We start from the raw sequence: 18,696 nt of genomic DNA, 5'->3' as shown, positions 1-18,696 counted from the left end.
AATGCTATTATAAAGACAATTATTATGAAAAAATGGGAGATGAGGAGAGGTTATTTTGAAGAAGATATTAATAATTATAATATCTGCTATCTTAATATGTCTAACGGGCTTAGGCGTCATAGGATACTATGTAGAAAAAGATAAAGCAGCTGAAAAAACTAATGTAAAAGTAGAAGAGAAAGTAGATCCGATTGCTGAAGAAGAAAAATTAGTAGTTGATATAAATAAACTGGATATTGATAAAATAGAAGGTTATACTTCAGGTGAAGGTGAAGTAAGTGAAGATAATGGACAAAATACAACTGTAGGTGGAATGAGTATTCCTTATTCTATTCCATATAAAAACATGGAGATTGTAAGTATTGGTGAATATTCTGGGAAGTTTATAGAAGATGGTAGTGATGTAAATAAAGAGAATGTATTAGCTATAATAGTAAAGAATACTTCGCAAGAGGTTATTGATTATGGTGAAATAACTATGAAAATAACAGGTAAAACTGATACTATAAAATTTAAAATTACTAATTTGAAACCAGGTGCATGTACTCTTGCAATGGAATCTAGTGGTAAGATAGAATTTAATTCACAGGATAAATATGTATACTTAGACTCAAAAAATAATATGGTGAGTAATCTATCAACTATGGAATCTCAAGTAGCTATAACTACTGAAAATAAAAAAATTACTGTAGAAAATTTAAGTGATAAAAATTTAAATACAGTGTATGTATATTATAAAACTATTTCGCCGGGGAATTGTTATCTAGGTGGAATAACTTATCGTGCTAAGTTTGAAAAAGTTGAAGCTGGAAAAAGTGTTAGTACGAATACGATACATTTTTCCAATACAAATAGTGAAATTTTAAAAGTAGAATCCGTAAAAGAATAAAAAATTCGCTTCGCTATGTCGCTAAAATTGAGAAGCATATCGTCAACGATATATCCTCGTTACCACTTCGGATAAATCCGTTACTCAAATGAGATGCCTTCGCTCCGCTTCAGGCAACTCTGTTTCTCAAAAATTAATTTTTTACATCTCAATATTTGTTAATATTAATTAATTCTAGAAGTTTTCCACAAAATAGAGAAAGTAGTCGCAAAATGTGACTACTTTCTTTATTTTGTTATAAAATTAATTGATAAATAACAAAAACAAATAAATTATTTTAATACAATGCTTTATTTTGTAAAGAAATGTATTAAAAAAGTATGATTCGCTTGTTGACATTAAAGTAGCACTAAAGTAGAATTTAATTGGTGGCTACTTTTCTGAAAAGATTTATGCAAATTTTATTTAACAAAAGACATATAATGTGATGATGGAAAACTTTGAATATAAGGGGGAGGAATTATGGAAATTAAAAAAGATTTTAATCTACGTAAATTTGCTGGCGAATATATTCTTATGCCCAAAAATACATCAGAAAAAGGTTGCAACAGACTAATTAGTCTAAGTGAAGTAGAAGCTTTAGTTTGGAAAAATTTAGGGGAATGTAAAAGTGAAGAAGAAATTTTATCTTTAATAACAAAAACGTACATGGTAAAAAAATCAGATGCTAGAAAAGATTTGGGGGATTTTTTAAAGCAGTTAGAAGAAGCAGAGATAATATAGGCGAATAAATCATAAATAACATATAAAAAAGACAGGATGTGAAATCCTGTCTTTATTTGTGTAGAAATAAAAAGGTAAAAGGATATTATTATAGTAAACTCTTACCCATATAAATGCTAAGAGGGATGTATTGCATCATTTTTTTGTTTTAGTACGAATATAATTGTAAGAAAATGTGAAAAATTTAATGTGTATTCATATATATAATTATAATAAAATAAAAAAATATTATTGAAATAATTAGTTAAAGGTGGTATTCTTATAATATAACAAATCGTAACCGACATACAAGTTGTTACTTTGTAGTAATAAAATAAAATAGATAAAATAGATAAAATAGATTAAATATATAGATAACATGTGTTTTGAAAAAAGAAGGTGACTCCTATTATCACCTTCTTTTTTCATGTAATAAATTAAACTATAGCTATTTGATTTATAAAATATAAAATTTTGATTATTATTTCTAAAATCTTTGTTGGAGATTGATTTTGGGATTTCGTAGGAATCTAAAACTACTTTATTTTTTGTTTAGAGTAAATAGAAATAAATGTGGTAGTGCATTTATTCTACCACCTTGCTCATAATAGCTCTCTTTTATTACAAAATATTCTTTAAAATCTTTAGGTAAGTTTTTGATTTTAGTATTACATATGCCATTTATATGACAGGCCTTAGGGTAAGTTATTATGTTACTGTCGGTTTGCCTTAAACTGTTCATTGTTGTTGAATTCACCACATAAATTTTGTACAAAGGTTTCTAAAGTGTGCATGTCATATTTACCTCCTCTTATTATATATAATTTAAGTGAAAATATTTAAAATATTCTAACTTTTTGGAATTGGATAAGTTACATTTTTGACCAATGATAATTAAAGTATTATGGTAAGATTTCTTTAATTATTTATATGATTTTGGCTAAAAAGAATTAAGTAGTAAAAATAATGAATTTTATAGCTGGGAAAATGTTTTTATATTTACATTGACATGGGTTTAAAATTAATATAATATTTATAGAATATCAATATATTTTTAACAAAGCTATTACTTTAATATGAATAATAGCTTTAAGGGGGAAGTCGTTATGAAAATAAAAAAAGAATTTTGTATGAGAACTATTTGTGGAGAAAATGCTTTAGTTCCAATAGGTGAGACAGCATCATCTTTTAAAGGAATAATAAAGGTAAATAATATAGGAAGTTTTATTTGGAACAATCTTGAAAATGTTGAAAATGAAGAAGAAATCGTTTTTATGATTATGGATAAATATGGTCTAGGGTTGAATGAAGCCAGAAGTGATGTAGATGACTTTATAAAATACTTAAAGGATGTGAATATAATATAACTCATATAAGAATAAGATAAAAGAAAGTTGTCTATAAATAAATAGTACAACTTTTTTTAATGATAAGAATTTTATACTTTAATATATATTTTTTATGATTAAGTTATGAAAGAAAATTTTTTAGATATATAATATGAAATATTTAGAAATATAACATAAATGTAATATTAGTTTTATTGATAAAAAAAAGAAATTATGGTATTTTAAAGTGTAGACAATTAGAAAATTAGCAAAATAAATGTTAAAATGCAGAAAGAGGGGAACTTATGGACAAATACCTTAGTAATAAACTTAAAAATATGTCTTTATTTATGACTTTCTTTGTTGTTATTCTTCATTCTAACAACTTGGAAAACTCATCTGTACTTAATGTAAATACATTAGTACAAAATGTTATAGGACAAGGAATCGTAAGAATAGCTGTACCTATGTTCTTTGTAATTTCAGGATATCTATTCTTTTATAAATTTAAACCATCAACAGAGGCATTTATATCAAAATACAAAAAAAGATTTAAAAGCTTATTTATACCTTATTTTATATGGTGTACAGGATGGCTTATCATATTATACTTAGTAGAACTTACTGCTTTTGGTAGAGCCATGTTCTCAGATAGAATAATAGCTGATTATAATGCAGTAGAATTATTTAAAAATACTTATATTTATCCTTTGCCATATCAGTTTTGGTATATTAGAGCATTAATGATAAATGTAGTAATTTCACCAATAATCTACTATATAATAGATAAATTAAAGGATAAAGCTTTACTAGTAATAACAGTATTCTGGTTTTTTGATGTAATTTACTATCCTATATTAATGTTTGCCGTAGGTGCTTGTTTTGCCATAGGTAATTTTGATTTATACTTTAAGAAATATAAGGATAAAGGATATTTATTTGGATTAGGATATATTCTAGCTATAGTGCTAAAAACTGTTTTAATATATATGCCTCAAATTCCATACTATGATTATGTATTGCTACTTGCAGAAAATATAATAATCTTATGTGGTGTTCCGTTTGCATGGTTTTTATATGATGTAGTAGGAGAAAGATTTAAGAATAAGTTTGATTTAGGAAAAGAAATGAGATTAGCAAAATACGGGATATTCATTTATTTCTTCCATATTCCGTTGCAATCTATTATTAAAAAAATATGGTTTAAGGTAATGCCAATAAGCTCTATGAGTAGTTTAATAATATTTTTTGTGGCACCTATAATAACAATAACAATATGTTCATGTGTTGCAATATTTATGAGAAAATATATGAGAAAAGTTTACGGAGTACTAACTGGTGGTAGATAAACTCGTATTATAAATTTACAAAATACCTACATAAATTAAAATTATGTAGGTATTTTTTTCAAAAAAATTAGATTATTAAGGTTTAATTAAGCTTTTTGGGAAAAGTAAGTATAATCAAAAGTACTTTTGTAAACAAAAAGGAGGTAAGAAATGAAAAAAAATAATAAGACTATAGCTTTAACAATATTTACATTATCTATAATACTTGGAGCTTTATGTGGGGGTAGTTTGAAAGCTGATGCTATTGAAGGCACAACAACTACATCTACATATAGTGAGGATAATTCATCTCCTAAGTGCCCTTGTCCAAGAGGCGGAAGGGTACTAAAAGAAAGTATCAGTCAATTAAAAGAAAGTGGAGTGCTTACAGAAGATGATGTTAAAAGAATTGACTCTTATATGATCAAAGATAGAGAAGCTAAAAAGGATGAAATTAAAGAACAGATTTATAATGCTGAATGTGAAAAAATTGATAAAATGGTAAGTGAAAAAGTAATTACCAAAGAAAAGGGAGAAAAACTTAAAGCATCAGTAAAAGAAAATATACAAGATATGAAAAGAAATATGAAAAAAGTAAATAATAAATAATTAAAAGGGCTTGGTACTAATGGTTTGGTATCAAGCCTATTAAAATGACAAAACTTTATTGTTTTCATATTTTGTAATATAATACAAGTTGATTAGTAAAAATTAAGAATCAGAGGAGAAGGAAATGTCAGTAGGATTGAAATATCTATATAATGAAATAAAAAAGCATGAAGTAAAACTCCTAGCAGGAGAAAACGGATTAAAAAACAAAGTGAGATGGACTCAATTAGTTGAGAGTGTAGAAGTAGCTAGTTTTTTACAAGGTGGAGAATTACTTTTTACTACCGGATTAGCAATGACATCAAAGGACGATTTATTTAATCTTGTTAAAAAAACTCATGAGATGTTAGCTAGTGGAATTATCATATATATAGGAAAGTATATTGATGAAGTTGATGAAGAAATAATAAATTACTGTAATGAAAATGATTATCCTGTTTTTTCTGTTTCTTGGGGAGTAGAGATGAGAGATACTATGAGGTATTTGTCTGCTCGTATTATTGAGTCAGAAAAAAATTATATAGAGCTATCTAATGCTATAAAAGATGCTATATTTTTACCTGATCATAAAGATCTATTTATGCCTGTATTTAGTAAAGTTGGGTATAAGCCAAACTGGAACTACTATGTAACTATAATTGAAGTAAACTCAAAGGATATTGATAATATTGATTTAAATGCTGAAATGATACAAGTTACTAATTTTATAGATGTAGAGCTGAATTATGTAAGGAGAAATTTTTATATTAAGCTAATGAAAGAATTTATAGAATTAGAGTTTTATCTGGGAATGGATAAAAAAGATTGCACATTAGAAACTTTTCATAATGGATATGAAGCAAGTAAAAAAATACTTCAAATTAATAAGATCCTTAGAAATGAAAAATCAAATATTAGATTTAGTGATATAGATGTATATAGATTATTTTTAGATATGGACAGTAAAGAAAATTTAAAGAAATTTTATGAAAATAATTTGGGGGTATTAGAAGCATATGATAATATGAACAATACTGATTATTTAAAAGTTATAACTTCTTATTATGAAAATAATTGTAAAATGAATGAAACAGCTAGTGCTTTATTTATTCATAGGAATACACTCAATTATAAGGTAAATAAAATAGAAGAGATTTTAGATATAAATTTAGATGATATAAGCGATAAAAGTAAAATTTACTTATGTACTATTATTAAATATTTATTATAATTCGTGACGTGTTGTATTATAAAAGTCAATTGTGCAAATGCATAAAATTTTATGTAAAAATAAACATGGTCTGCTGTTTTTATTCATGTGATAATAATTTTAAAGTATGTTTAATTTATTGAAATTAAGACAAATTTCTAAAAGGGAGATTGACGTATGAAAAAAATATATTTTAATGGAAATGTAATAACAGTAGACCAAAATGAAACTGTTGCAGAAGCTATCTTAATTGAAGATGGCAAAATAAAAGCTGTTGGAACTAATGATGAAATTTTAGCATTAGATAAAGAGGCAGAGAGAATTGACTTAAATAAGAAAACGGTATTACCAGGATTTATAGATCCACATGGTCATATAGTTGCTATAGCTCAAACTTTAATGATAGTTATGTTAGGAGATGTAACTTCTAAAGAAGAGTTATTAGAAAGATTAAGAAAAGAATTAAAAGAAAACCCAGTAGAAGAAGGAAAATGGCTAATAGGGTTTGGTTATGATAATACTAAATTTGAAGGTGGAGAACATCCAACTAAATTTGATTTAGATACTGTAAGCAAAGAAATACCAATAACAGTTTCTCATGCTTCAGGACACTTAGCGGCTGTAAACTCAAGAGCTTTAGAGCTTTACGGATACTGCGGAGATGATTACATAGTACCAGAAGGTGGAGTTGTAAGAACTGTATCTCCTGATTCAAAAGAGCCAAATGGTGTATTAGAAGAAAATGCTATATTAGATAGTGAAAAGAAAAAAGTAGTACCAAGTCCAGGATTTGAAGATGTATTAAAAGCTATAGTTAGAGCTCAAAAAATATATGCTTCACTTGGAGTTACAACTACTCAAGATGCATCTGTAGAAGAAGCTAATCACTACAATCACATGTTAGGGGCTTGTGCTCAAAACAATATGTTATTCATAGATATAGTAGGGCTTGCTACTCAACCATCAACTAAAAACTTAATGAAAAATGAAGGAACTCCAAAGAGAGAATACTTCAATCACTATAAATTAGGTGGAGCTAAAACTTGGTTAGACGGTTCTCCACAAGGATTTACTGCTTGGTTAAGTAAGCCATATCATGTAGTTCCAGAGGGACAACCTGCTGACTACTGTGGATATGGAACTCAAACTGATGAAGTAGTAACTAATTATTTTGTTGATTGTATAAACATGAATCTTCAAGTTCACGTACATGTTAACGGAGATGAAGCTTGTGAACAATTCTTAAGATGTTACGAAAAAGCTGTTGAAATAACAGGACACGGAACTGAATTAAGACCAGTTATGGTTCACTGCCAAGCTTTAAGATATGATCAATTAGATAGAGTTAAAGCATTAAATGCTGTGCCTACATTCTTCAACGATCACGTTAGATTCTGGGGAGATTTACACCACGATAAAGTGTTCGGACCAGAAAGAGCTCAAAATATATCTCCAATAGGATGGGCATTAGAAAAAGGTATAAAATTCACACTACATCAAGATCCACCAGTAAAATTACCTAACCAAATAATAGGTATACACACTGCTGTAAACAGAACAACAGAAAGTGGAAGAGTTTTAGGTGAACACCAAAGAATATCAGTAATGGAAGCTATAAAAGCTGTTACTATAAATGGAGCTTATCAATACTTTGAAGAAGATGTAAAAGGATCTTTAGAAGTTGGTAAGTTAGCAGATATGGTAATACTTGATAAAAACCCATTAGAAATACCAGCAAAAGAATTAGATACTATAAAAGTTGTAGAAACAATTAAAGAAGGTAAAACTATCTTTGCTATATAATTTTAAACTCCTAGAAGTGGTAAGTCCACATCTAGGAGTTTTTTTAATTGTAAGGAAATTATATGTTATCTGTTCTGTGGATAACATATAATTTCCAACTTTATTACTTGAGCAACGGGCGAAGCCGTTGGCGACATGAGCGAAGCGAATTTTTTATATACTAATAAAAGAACAATTACTATTAAGAATTCATAAAATATTGTAAAACTATTTATTATGGGGTGGGTATATGCATAGAAATAAAAGACAAGTGAATCCAAATGATAGTGTAAAATATACGCTTGCTAATCTTAACTTAAGAGACGAAAAGTCTACACAAGGTAATGTTATAACAGTTATACCAGCAGGTTCAAAAGTTCAAGTTATTGATGCAGAAGAAGATTGGTATGAAGTAGTTTATAATGGTCAAAGAGGGTTTGTTTATAACGAATATTTATCAAAAACACAATATACTTGGACAGATGCCATATTAAGATCTTATCCAGACTCAGCATCAAATCCAGTAGCGATAGTTCCAGCCAAATCAAGGGTACAAGTTTTAGATGTAAATGGAGATTGGAGTAGAGTTATTTATAATGATAAAGAGGGATATATATTTAATGTGTTTTTAAGTAATGATGGCATGGAACCAGGTGGATATGATTTTACTTATTTTGATACAGATATGGTTAAGTTTGTGAATGATAATAATATTAAAAGTCCAACTATAAATTTAATAACTACTAATTTGAAAAATAGATTAACTTATGTATTTAAAAAAGGTCAAAATAATCAGTGGGAGTTGATTTATAAGTGGAGTTGTACTGTAGGTAAGCCTAGTACACCAACTATTACAGGGACTTTTTATATAACAGGTAGAAAGCCATATTTTGGCTCTGATACTTATAGAGTAAAATATGCTACAAGAATTAGAGGCAGCTACTATTATCATTCAATTCTTTTTAATGCTGAAGGAACTGAGATAATTGACGATAGATTGGGTGAAGCTTTAAGTCATGGATGTATCAGATTGGCAGTAGAAAATGCTCAATGGATTTATGATAATGTGTTAGATACAACTACAGTCGTGATTTATTAATATAAGAAGGGCAAGGTGATTATAATCTTGCCTTATTTTAATTGTAAATAATTTATATTTTATATATTTTTGCATAAAAAAAGAGTAGATAAACTACTTTTGATTTATTGACAAAAAAATATAAATGTAATATACTAAAAGTTAGATTTTATGAACGATAAAATGCATACCAATATTATAATAACATAAAGTGAGACAAAAGTCAAGTGGTTTTGTAAAAAAAGGAGATGATAAAATTGACAAAAAATATTATTTTAAGTTCATTACAAGATAAATCTATGAATATAGTAAAAAATGAAATCTTAAAAATCAATGAAGAATCATCAGTTTATGGATTAATTTTAACCTCTGAAAATGTGGAAGAGATAATTAAATCAAGAGGGTATAGCTTAAAAACTTATGGCAGAATAGATCTTAATATGGATGCAACAAAAAAGATTATAAATAAAATATATATATCACAATATACGGATAAAGATGATTATGTTGAAATAATTAATGATTTACAAGATATTTTTTATTACCTAAAAAATGAAACTTTAGATAAAATAAGTGATAATGAAATTATAGATATTATTGGTGAATTTTATGAAGAAACTAGTGGAAGAATTGACAATGTGCAAAACTTAGCGGAAAAATATGCATTAGATTTCCGACTTGGAAGGATGGGTGAAGATGAATAACTTACAATTTATTAGTAAAGACTTTAACTCTGGTAATCTTTCAAAATATCAATATACTATATCTTTAATAAATGAATGTGTAAGATGTAAAATTTTGCCTAAAGCTTTTCTATATAATGCACAAATTAAGATAGGAGAAATTTTAAAAGATTTAATATTAAAGTATACAAAAGGAGAAAGTAGCTCAGTTACAGTTGAAAAAGCAGAAAAACTTATAATTGGAATATGGTATACAATAGATGCTTATATGAATACTTTTGAAAATATAGAATTGGCTATAAAAACTTTAAAGGAAGAAGAAATATCATATATTTATGAAAAGGGAAAGATAATTTTAAAAGAAGACTTTATTCATACTGAAAAGCTATATAAAAGAACATTAAAAAATCAAATTTATACTGATTTAACAGCTTATAAAGACACTTTGTTTGGAATTTCTAATTTTTTTAAGTTCTATAATTTAGAATTTGAGCCAGATGAATGTGTGGCAGATATAGATTATCCATTGGCTTTTGATGATTGGGATGTGGTAGGTCTTTATTATATAAAAAATTATCTATGGAATCTATATCTGGAAAATGAAATATGCAACAAGTTTAATAATGATGATATTCATAAAATATTAAAATCTTATGGAGATACTTGTAATAATGAGTCTTTAGAAATTAGTAAAAATGATTTTGAAAAGTTGAACGATAATTTAAAAAAACTAAATAAAGAAGAAGTAAAAACTTTAATTAGTTTGATAATAAATAAAATAATTAAATGCTATAGCTTAGGAGAATATGAGAGTACTTATTTAAAAGGGTATGAAGAAAGTTTGATAAATCTTACAATTGATGCAATAAAAAGAGATAACTTAATCAGCGTTTTAGTAATAACAGATAAAGTTAAAAATGATGAAAATCATTTAATTATTGATGAAGAAATTAGATTAGATGACGATACTTTTAGATCAGTTGTAGAAGAAATATTAGAAAGTGATAATATCTATGAGAAAATAGAGATAATCAATAAAAATATAAATTCCATAAAAGATTATGTAGATATGTTAAAAAGTAACTGTATTTTTGAAGACGAATACTTACTTTTATTCATGTCTTTAAGTAATTTGGAGCTTAGTATTTTAGGTAAGTTAGTTTTCTATGGAGAATATAGAATGGAAAAATTAGATATTATAAAAATTCTATCAAATAAGATAGATACAAATTATGAATGGGAAGAACTATATATAGAATATCTAAAATCATTAAGTGAAAATAAATTAAAAGAAATAGAAAATTTAATAAATGGAAAGTTGTAAGGTAATTAAGATAGAGATATAATGTTTAATAAGGGATAAATTAACATTTATCTTTAAATGATTTATATTAATACAGTATAAAAGGAGAACGTTAATGATTTATTTAGGGGAAAAAGAAGAAAAGGGAAAAGATACATCTAGTGTAGTGATGGAAAAACTATTAAAATCTAGAACAATATTTATTTCAGGAGAGATAAATCAAGAATTAGCAGAAAAAGTATCTACACAATTATTAATTTTACAAGAAATGGGTGATGAACCTATAAAAATATTTATCAATAGTCAAGGTGGACATGTTGAAGCTGGGGATACTATTCATGACATGATTAAATTTGTAAAACCAAAGGTTATAGTTATAGGTACAGGATGGGTAGCTAGTGCTGGAATAACCATATATCTTGCCGCTGATAAAGAAAATAGATACTCTTTACCAAATACAAGATATATGATACATCAACCACTTGGTCAATGTAGAGGTCAAGCAACAGATCTTCATATAGAAGCTTTAGAAATCGCTAGAGTTCGTGAAAGAATAAATAAAATAATAAGTGCTGCTACAAATCAACCACTAGAAAAAGTACAAAATGATACAGATAGAAATTATTGGTTAAATTGTAATGAAGCAGTGGATTATGGAATAGTAAACAAAGTAATAACATCTTATGATGAATTACCAAGTTTATAGAAAGAGGGTCTGTATAGACCCTCTTTTTTATATAAATTAAGAAGTATTGTTTTTTATTTGTAGAAGATGATAAAATAAAAACTTATATTATATGAGATTCCTTTCGATGTGGAAAAGGAATTTAGTGCCAAAAGAGTGAAAGTGAAGGCTAAATTTGATAATATAGAGTACCGTGGTTCCATAGTTAAAATGGGTGGACGGTGCCATATAATAGGAATAACCAAAGATATTAGAAAAAAATTAGGAAAAGACCCAGGAGACATCATATTTGTTGAAGTTGAAAAAGATGAAGAAGAAAGAGTAGTAGAGGTTCCAAAGGATTTTGCGAAGCTTATGGAAGAAAATTTGGAAGCAAAAGAATTTTATGAAACACTATCTTATTCTGGGAAAGGAAAATATGTAAATTTGATAAATAGTGAGAAAAAGGCTGAAACAAGAGAAAAAAGAATTACTGAAGCAATTTTGAAATTAAAAGATAAAGTAAAGTTATGATTATATCATAGCTTTATTTTTATTGTAAGGAATTATGACGATTTTTAAATAAAATAATTTGATATTCAAAAGAAATGATTGACATTAATATTGGTAGAGGATATAATTATATTAATAATCGGTCGGACGACCGACTTATGCTATGAAAAGGAGTATATATAATCATGAAAAAAATAAAAATAATAACAGATAGCTCTTGCGATTTAAATAAGGATATAATTGAAAAATATAATATAAACATAGTACCATTAAATGTCTCTTTTGGAGAAGATACCTACATAGACGGAGAATTGGACAAAAGTGAGTTTTATGAAAGAATGAGAAATTCAAAAGAATTACCAAAAACTTCATGTCCATCACCGGATAAATTTATGCAAAGTTATGAAGGAGATGAGGATGTAATAATATTTACTATAGCCTCAGCTTTATCAGGAACTTACTCGGCAGCTCTTCTTGCTAAAAATATGATGTTAGAAGAAAATCCAAATAAAAAAATAGCAGTAATAGATACAGAAACAGGATCAATAGCACAGGGACAATTTATTATAAAAGCTGCTAAATTGGTGGAAGAAGGCAAGACTTTTGAAGAGGTAATAGATGAAATAGAAAAATTAAAGAAAGATAAATTTTTCTATGGCTCATTGGAAACTTTAGAAAATGCAATAAAAGGTGGAAGGGTAAATCCATTAGCTGGAAAGCTCATAAATGCTTTAAATATGAAAGTTATAATAAAAGTTGGTGATGGTGAGGTAAAACCAATAGATTCGGCAAGAGGATGCAATAATTCTATAAAAAAGGTTGCAGGAAAAATTAGTGATATGATTAGTAATGGAAACTATACATCTTTAGCTATAGCTCATGCAAATTGTTTAGAAAAGGCGGAAAAAGCTAAGGAAATAATACTGAAAAATCACGATTTTGAAGAAATTATTATAACCGAAATAGGTTCAGTTATGGGAACTTATACATCAGAAGGTGCCATATTGGTAAGTGTTTTATAAAAATGAGATTAAGAGCTACCTTATAAATAATTAAAAATTATTTATAAGGTAGCTCTTTTTTACAGACAAGGATATGAGATAGTTCTTCAACAACTCTTTTACATTGTGTAACAATATTATTATAAATATGAATTTTATACTAGTATTATCAAATGATAAGCAATAACTTACTAAATAAGATGTATTCTGCAACTATTGATACTATAATATAATTATATGGATAAAATCCAAGAGGAGGGGAAAAACATGTCTAAAAAAGTTTTAATAGTTGGAGGAGTAGCAGGTGGAGCCTCTGCAGCGGCAAGACTTAGAAGATTAAATGAAGATTTTGAAATAATTATGTTTGAAAAGGGAGAGTACATATCGTTTGCAAACTGCGGACTTCCATATTACATAGGGGAGAGTATAAAAAATAGGGGTTTTCTTCTTGTTCAAACTGTAGAAGGAATGAAAGAAAGATTTAATTTAGATGTTAGAAATTTAAGTGAAGTCATAGAAATAGATAAAAACAATAAAAAAGTTAAGGTAAAAAATCATAAAACTGGAGAGATATATGAAGAGACATATGACAAGCTAATACTCTCACCAGGAGCAATGCCTAAAATACCAGATATAGAAGGAATAAAATCTTGTGAAAATTTATTTACTCTTAGAAATATTGCAGATACTGATAAAATAAAAAGTTATGTTGATATTAAAAAGCCGCAAAAAGCTATTGTAATAGGTGGTGGATTTATAGGGTTAGAAATGGTTGAAAACTTACATGAAAGAGGAGTTGAAGTAACATTAGTTCACTCAAGAGAACAAGTTATGAAACCTGTGGACTATGAAATGGCAAGCATACTTCACTCTCATTTAATAGAAAAAGGTGTAAAATTAATATTAAAAGATAAGCCTGCTAAGTTCAAAAATAATGGTAAAAAAGTTATTTTAAGAAGTGGAAAAGAAATTGAAACAGATATGATTATTCTTTCTATAGGTGTAACACCTGAAAGTTCAATAGTAAAAGATGCTGGACTAGAAGTAAATGAAAGAGGAGCTATTGTTGTAAATAGTAAGATGAGAACTTCAGATGAAGACATATATGCTGTAGGTGATGCTGTACAGGTTATAGATTTTGTAAATAAAAAACCGACAATGATTCCTTTAGCATGGCCTGCAAATAGACAAGGTAGGTTAGTGGCAGATATATTATCAGGAAAAGATGTAGAATATAAAGGAACTTTAGGTTCGTTAGTTGCAAAAGTATTTGATTTAACTGTAGCAGCAACAGGAAATAATGAAAAAACTCTTAAAGAACATGGTATTCCATATGAAGCGATTCATATTCACCCAGCATCTCATGCGGGATATTATCCAGGGGCAACGCAAGTTTCATTTAAAATGTTATTTAATCCAGAAACAGGTAAAATATTAGGTGCTCAAGGTGTGGGAGAAGTTGGAATAGATAAACGTATAGATTTAATAGCAAATTCTATAAAAGCAGGATTTACAGTATATGATTTACAAGACACAGAAGTATGTTATGCTCCACCCTACAATTCGGCTAAAGATCCAGTAAATATGATGGGATACTGTGGTGCAAATATTATGGAAAATATAGTTGAAAATACACAATGGTATGAAGTTGAGGACTTGGTGAAAAATAATGAATATATCTTGGATGTAAGAGAAGAATATGAAGTTGCAAATGGATCTATACCAAATGTTATAAATATACCATTAGGACAATTGAGAGATAGACTAAATGAAATACCTAAGGATAGAAAAATATATGTATGTTGCCAAGTTGGATTAAGAGGATACATTGCATGCACTATTTTAAATCAATATGGATATAATACTTCAAATATAGATGGTGGATATAAAACTTATAGCAGTATAAAAAATGCAGAAAAATTGATAAGTGATCAAGATGAAAGCTTAGAAGTAATTTTATAGTTATAAAGAATAGAGGATAAGAAATATCCTCTATTTTTTATGAAAAAAATAGTTATTGGCATTTGACAATAACTATAAATGGTGCTAATATTTAATTAGCATATGCTAATAACTAAGTGGGAGATGAAAATATGGCTAGTTGTAACAGCTGTCCAACTGCACAAAAATGCACAAAGGACAAAGAAAGTTGTATGATTGAAAATAATCCTTTAAATAATGTTAAACAAATAATAGGGGTAATGAGTGGAAAGGGTGGAGTAGGAAAATCATCCATATGTTCATTAATAGCCAAAACATTGAAAAAACAAGGATATAAAGTTGGTGTATTAGATGCAGATATAACAGGACCCAGTATTCCAAGATTATTAGGAGTAAAAGATAAAAGAGCAACATATATTGAACAGGGAATTTTACCTGTGCAGAATAAGGATGGCATAAAAATTATGTCCTTGAATTTAATTACAGATAATGAGGATGACCCTGTAATATGGAGAGGTCCTATGTTATCTAATATGGTTAAACAGTTTTGGACAGATGTTATCTGGGAAGATTTAGATTATCTTCTTATAGATATGCCACCAGGAACAGGAGATGTAGCACTTACAGTAATGCAATCAATTCCTATAAATGGAGTAGTTATGATATCTGTTCCTCAAGATCTTGTATCTATGATAGTGTCAAAAGCTGTAAAGATGACTAAAAAAATGAATGTAAGACTACTTGGGGTAGTTGAGAATATGAGCTACATAATATGTGAAGATTGTGGCAAAAAAATTAAGTTGTTTGATGGAGAAAGTACAAATAAATTTTTACAAGAAAATAACTTAAAACTATTTGGTGAACTACCAATGTTAAGTAGCATAAGTAAGCTATCACAAGATAATAGGGAAAAAGAAGATTTAGATCAGGTATTTAATCCTATAGTAAAAAAAATAATAGATGAACTAAATATTAATAAGTAAAAGGAGAGTTCAACATGAAAATAGCCATTTCTACAAATGGGAGAACAAAAGAAAGTTTACTAGATCAAAGATTTGGAAGATGTAATTATTTTCAAATTTATGATACAGATAGTAAAGAATTTAATGTAATTGAAAATAAAGGATTTACAGCATCTGGAGGTGCTGGAATTGCTTCTTCAAATCAGTTAATAGATGAAAAAGTTCAGGTTATTATTACAGGAAGCCTTGGACCAAATGCATTTGATATAATTAGTGAATCTAATATAAAAGCATATAAATGTTCTAGTTTACCAATAGATGAAGTTATTGAAAAATATAATAATAAAGAACTTGAAGAAATAAACTCTTGTGGAGCACCACATCAAGGATAGTATCTTTAATTTGGCCACATGGAGTGTTTCGCCGACATGTCTCTAAAGGGTTGCGAATTTTGAGCAACGGATGTATCTGTAGCGGAGCAAAGATATATCGTTGGCGATATGAGCGAAGGGGATTTTGAGCAACGGATGTATCTGCAGTGGAGCAAAGATATATGGTTGGCGATATGAGCGAAGGGGATTTTGAGCAACGGATGTATCTGTAGCAGAGCAAAGATATATCGTTGGCGATATGAGCGAAGCGAATTTTTTATAGGAGATGAATTGACAATGAATATAGCTGTACTTAGTGGAAAGGGTGGCACAGGAAAAACAACTGTATCAACAAATTTGTCTTTAGCACTAAAAAGCAATTATATAGATTGTGATGTGGAAGAGCCTAATGGTTTTTTATTTCTAAACCCCAAAATACATAATGAAGAAAAGGTTATGGTAGAATATCCAATTATAGATAAAGATAAGTGTACAAATTGTGGAAAATGTGTAGAGGTATGTCAATTTAATGCTCTTGCAAAATCAAATAATAAGATACTTTTATTTGATAAATTATGTCATGGTTGTGGAGCTTGTCAAATAAGTTGTAAATTTGATGCTATATCATATGGAAAAAGAGAGATTGGTAAAATAGAAATAGGTAGTATCAATGATTTAAATTGTATTAGAGGTGTTTTAAATGTGGGTGAGCCAATGGCTGTACCTGTTATTAAAACACTTTTGAAAAACCTTCCACAGGGTAATAATTTAATTGATTGTCCTCCTGGAACATCTTGCAATGTGGTAAATGCCCTTAATTATGCAGATGTAGCCATACTTGTAACAGAACCATCTCAATTTGGACTTCATGATTTAAAAATGGCAGTAGAGCTTGTAAAACTATATAAAATTCCATTTTGTATAGTTATAAACAAAGAGGATGATGAAAATAACATAATTAAAGAATATTGCATAGATGAAAAAATCACCTTATTAGGAAGTATACCTTATGATAAAGAAGTTGCAAGAATATATTCAAAAGGTGAAATGCTTTACAGTGATCCGAATTACAAACGCATATTTGACAAGCTTTCTAATAGATTAAAGGAGGTGCTACCTTGGAACTAGTTGTATTAAGTGGAAAAGGTGGAACAGGAAAAACAACTATAGCAACAGCATTAAGTGAATTAATTAATGATGTAACAAGAGTTGACTGTGACGTAGATGCACCTAATTTTCATCTGTTTTACAAAGGTAAGAATATAGAAGAAAGTAGTTTTATTGGAGGCAAAAAAGCTGAAATAAATAAAGACTTATGCAAACAATGTAATAAATGTGAATTAGTATGTAAATTTTCAGCTATTAAAAATTACAAAATAGATCCATTTTTATGTGAAGGATGTGGAGCATGTAAATTAGTATGTCCTTATGAAGCTATAAAATTAAAAGATGCAAAAACAGCAGATGTATTTTTAAGCAAAGTGGCCAAAGGAGTAATATCTAGAGCAGAAATGGAAATTGGAAGTGATGGTTCTGGTAAATTAATAAGCCAGTTGAGAAGAAATGCATCATCAGCTAATGACAATAATAGTTTTACCATAATAGATGGTTCCCCAGGAATTGGTTGTCCTGTAATATCTTCCATAACAGGAAGTGACGCAGTACTAGTAGTAACAGAACCAACTAAATCAGGAATTAAAGATTTGACAAGAGTTGTAGATCTTTGCAATCATTTTGGTATTTTTACTATGGCATGTATAAACAAATATGATATTAACGAAGACATGTCAAAAGAAATAGATGAATATTTAAGAAGTAAAAATATTGATCTTGTTGGAAAAATTCCTTACGATAACATGGTTGTAAAATCTATAAATGAACTAAAGCCCATAACTAAATATGACAATAGTCTGGCAAAAAAAGCTATTGAGGATATGTTAAATAATATTAAAAAAATAATTAAAATATAATTAATAAATTAATGGAGGTATGTAAAATGAAAATAGCAGTTGCAAGTGAAAATAAGTGTGTAAGTGGTCATTTTGGTCATTGTGAAGGATTTGAAATATATGATATAGAAAATAATGGTATTTCAAAAAAAGAATTTGTTGCTAATCCAGGGCATAGACCAGGTTTTCTACCAGTATTTTTAAAAGATTTAGATGTAAATATCATTATATCTGGAGGTATGGGAGAAACAGCACAACAATTATTTGCAGACAATAATATAGATGTAATAGTGGGAGCTAGTGGATCAACTGATGATATAATAAATAAATATATTGATGGAACACTAGTATCAAGTGGAAGTGTTTGCAGAGAACACATGCATGAAGGTCACTGTAATGAATAA

At 28.0% G+C, this 18,696-nt stretch carries 20 protein-coding genes; 19 read left to right on the top strand and 1 reads right to left on the bottom strand.

Features of this window, described 5'->3' with window-relative positions; genetic code table 11:
- Positions 1 to 55: 55 nt before the first annotated feature.
- Complete coding sequence (locus QX51_RS06285; protein ID WP_039679050.1) at positions 56 to 889, top strand: hypothetical protein; 834 nt, start codon at positions 56 to 58, stop codon at positions 887 to 889.
- Between the two features lie 462 nt (positions 890 to 1,351).
- The gene (locus tag QX51_RS06280) at positions 1,352 to 1,612 is read left to right on the top strand and encodes a PqqD family protein (protein WP_039679049.1); all 261 of its coding nucleotides are present in this window, start codon (positions 1,352 to 1,354) and stop codon (positions 1,610 to 1,612) included.
- A gap of 520 nt (positions 1,613 to 2,132) precedes the next feature.
- On the opposite strand, the gene QX51_RS06275 is transcribed toward QX51_RS06280, so the two are convergent.
- A complete protein-coding gene (locus QX51_RS06275) occupies positions 2,133 to 2,366 on the bottom strand; it encodes a hypothetical protein (protein ID WP_052232911.1) in 234 nt (77 codons plus the stop codon).
- A gap of 331 nt (positions 2,367 to 2,697) precedes the next feature.
- On the opposite strand from QX51_RS06275, the gene QX51_RS06270 reads away from it, so the two are divergent.
- From QX51_RS06270 to QX51_RS06190, 17 genes are all read left to right on the top strand, one after another.
- Positions 2,698 to 2,958, top strand: a complete 261-nt coding sequence (locus QX51_RS06270; protein ID WP_039679048.1) for a PqqD family protein — start codon at positions 2,698 to 2,700, stop codon at positions 2,956 to 2,958.
- Positions 2,959 to 3,224: 266 nt separating this feature from the next.
- On the top strand, positions 3,225 to 4,268 hold the full coding sequence (locus tag QX51_RS06265; RefSeq protein WP_039679047.1) for an acyltransferase family protein: 1,044 nt from the start codon (positions 3,225 to 3,227) through the stop codon (positions 4,266 to 4,268).
- 150 nt (positions 4,269 to 4,418) lie between these two features.
- Positions 4,419 to 4,856 (top strand): hypothetical protein, encoded by a 438-nt coding sequence (locus QX51_RS06260; protein ID WP_039679046.1) that lies wholly within the window; start codon positions 4,419 to 4,421, stop codon positions 4,854 to 4,856.
- A gap of 124 nt (positions 4,857 to 4,980) precedes the next feature.
- Positions 4,981 to 6,066 carry a PucR family transcriptional regulator gene (locus QX51_RS06255; RefSeq protein ID WP_039679045.1) on the top strand — a complete coding sequence of 362 codons (1,086 nt, stop codon included), beginning with the start codon at positions 4,981 to 4,983 and terminating at the stop codon, positions 6,064 to 6,066.
- 156 nt (positions 6,067 to 6,222) lie between these two features.
- On the top strand, positions 6,223 to 7,848 hold the full coding sequence (locus tag QX51_RS06250) for an amidohydrolase (RefSeq protein WP_039679044.1): 1,626 nt from the start codon (positions 6,223 to 6,225) through the stop codon (positions 7,846 to 7,848).
- A gap of 229 nt (positions 7,849 to 8,077) precedes the next feature.
- Positions 8,078 to 8,926, top strand: a complete 849-nt coding sequence (locus tag QX51_RS19885; RefSeq protein ID WP_074079747.1) for a L,D-transpeptidase family protein — start codon at positions 8,078 to 8,080, stop codon at positions 8,924 to 8,926.
- 227 nt (positions 8,927 to 9,153) lie between these two features.
- The gene (locus QX51_RS06240) at positions 9,154 to 9,609 is read left to right on the top strand and encodes a DUF6323 family protein (RefSeq protein WP_039679043.1); all 456 of its coding nucleotides are present in this window, start codon (positions 9,154 to 9,156) and stop codon (positions 9,607 to 9,609) included.
- A complete protein-coding gene (locus tag QX51_RS06235) occupies positions 9,602 to 10,912 on the top strand; it encodes a DUF6179 domain-containing protein (protein ID WP_039679042.1) in 1,311 nt (436 codons plus the stop codon). The genes QX51_RS06240 and QX51_RS06235 overlap by 8 nt, the downstream gene beginning before the upstream one ends.
- Positions 10,913 to 11,006: 94 nt before the next feature.
- Positions 11,007 to 11,597: an ATP-dependent Clp protease proteolytic subunit gene (locus QX51_RS06230; RefSeq protein ID WP_039679041.1), complete on the top strand. Its 591-nt coding sequence runs from the start codon at positions 11,007 to 11,009 to the stop codon at positions 11,595 to 11,597.
- Positions 11,598 to 11,681: 84 nt separating this feature from the next.
- Entirely contained in the window at positions 11,682 to 12,089 is a 408-nt protein-coding gene (locus QX51_RS06225) for a YdeI/OmpD-associated family protein (RefSeq protein ID WP_152607217.1), read from the top strand.
- A gap of 164 nt (positions 12,090 to 12,253) precedes the next feature.
- Positions 12,254 to 13,090: a DegV family protein gene (locus tag QX51_RS06220; RefSeq protein ID WP_039679040.1), complete on the top strand. Its 837-nt coding sequence runs from the start codon at positions 12,254 to 12,256 to the stop codon at positions 13,088 to 13,090.
- A gap of 246 nt (positions 13,091 to 13,336) precedes the next feature.
- Positions 13,337 to 15,031 (top strand): CoA-disulfide reductase, encoded by a 1,695-nt coding sequence (locus QX51_RS06215; protein ID WP_052232910.1) that lies wholly within the window; start codon positions 13,337 to 13,339, stop codon positions 15,029 to 15,031.
- A gap of 131 nt (positions 15,032 to 15,162) precedes the next feature.
- A complete protein-coding gene (locus QX51_RS06210) occupies positions 15,163 to 15,993 on the top strand; it encodes an Mrp/NBP35 family ATP-binding protein (RefSeq protein ID WP_039679039.1) in 831 nt (276 codons plus the stop codon).
- Positions 15,994 to 16,007: 14 nt separating this feature from the next.
- Positions 16,008 to 16,364, top strand: coding sequence for a NifB/NifX family molybdenum-iron cluster-binding protein (locus QX51_RS06205; protein WP_039679038.1), 357 nt, complete (start codon positions 16,008 to 16,010; stop codon positions 16,362 to 16,364).
- 189 nt (positions 16,365 to 16,553) lie between these two features.
- Positions 16,554 to 17,471: an ATP-binding protein gene (locus QX51_RS06200; RefSeq protein WP_330376046.1), complete on the top strand. Its 918-nt coding sequence runs from the start codon at positions 16,554 to 16,556 to the stop codon at positions 17,469 to 17,471.
- Positions 17,462 to 18,313, top strand: a complete 852-nt coding sequence (locus tag QX51_RS06195) for an ATP-binding protein (RefSeq protein WP_039679036.1) — start codon at positions 17,462 to 17,464, stop codon at positions 18,311 to 18,313. Before QX51_RS06200 ends, QX51_RS06195 begins: the two co-directional genes overlap by 10 nt.
- Before the next feature lie 26 nt (positions 18,314 to 18,339).
- Entirely contained in the window at positions 18,340 to 18,696 is a 357-nt protein-coding gene (locus QX51_RS06190; protein ID WP_039679035.1) for a NifB/NifX family molybdenum-iron cluster-binding protein, read from the top strand.

It is taken from the genome of Terrisporobacter othiniensis (genome assembly GCF_000808015.1).
Lineage (GTDB): Bacteria > Bacillota > Clostridia > Peptostreptococcales > Peptostreptococcaceae > Terrisporobacter > Terrisporobacter muris.
This window is presented reverse-complemented; position numbering and strand designations above follow the sequence as displayed.

Bases quoted from the DNA above. Each gene is read 5' to 3' on its own strand.
- QX51_RS06280 (WP_039679049.1), top strand. From the start codon at position 1,352: ATGGAAATTAAAAAAGATTTTAATCTACGTAAATTTGCTGGCGAATAT.
- QX51_RS06270 (WP_039679048.1), top strand. From the start codon at position 2,698: ATGAAAATAAAAAAAGAATTTTGTATGAGAACTATTTGTGGAGAAAAT.
- QX51_RS06265 (WP_039679047.1), top strand. From the start codon at position 3,225: ATGGACAAATACCTTAGTAATAAACTTAAAAATATGTCTTTATTTATG.
- QX51_RS06260 (WP_039679046.1), top strand. From the start codon at position 4,419: ATGAAAAAAAATAATAAGACTATAGCTTTAACAATATTTACATTATCT.
- QX51_RS06255 (WP_039679045.1), top strand. From the start codon at position 4,981: ATGTCAGTAGGATTGAAATATCTATATAATGAAATAAAAAAGCATGAA.
- QX51_RS06250 (WP_039679044.1), top strand. From the start codon at position 6,223: ATGAAAAAAATATATTTTAATGGAAATGTAATAACAGTAGACCAAAAT.
- QX51_RS19885 (WP_074079747.1), top strand. From the start codon at position 8,078: ATGCATAGAAATAAAAGACAAGTGAATCCAAATGATAGTGTAAAATAT.
- QX51_RS06240 (WP_039679043.1), top strand. From the start codon at position 9,154: ATGATAAAATTGACAAAAAATATTATTTTAAGTTCATTACAAGATAAA.
- QX51_RS06235 (WP_039679042.1), top strand. From the start codon at position 9,602: ATGAATAACTTACAATTTATTAGTAAAGACTTTAACTCTGGTAATCTT.
- QX51_RS06230 (WP_039679041.1), top strand. From the start codon at position 11,007: ATGATTTATTTAGGGGAAAAAGAAGAAAAGGGAAAAGATACATCTAGT.
- QX51_RS06220 (WP_039679040.1), top strand. From the start codon at position 12,254: ATGAAAAAAATAAAAATAATAACAGATAGCTCTTGCGATTTAAATAAG.
- QX51_RS06215 (WP_052232910.1), top strand. From the start codon at position 13,337: ATGTCTAAAAAAGTTTTAATAGTTGGAGGAGTAGCAGGTGGAGCCTCT.
- QX51_RS06210 (WP_039679039.1), top strand. From the start codon at position 15,163: ATGGCTAGTTGTAACAGCTGTCCAACTGCACAAAAATGCACAAAGGAC.
- QX51_RS06205 (WP_039679038.1), top strand. From the start codon at position 16,008: ATGAAAATAGCCATTTCTACAAATGGGAGAACAAAAGAAAGTTTACTA.
- QX51_RS06190 (WP_039679035.1), top strand. From the start codon at position 18,340: ATGAAAATAGCAGTTGCAAGTGAAAATAAGTGTGTAAGTGGTCATTTT.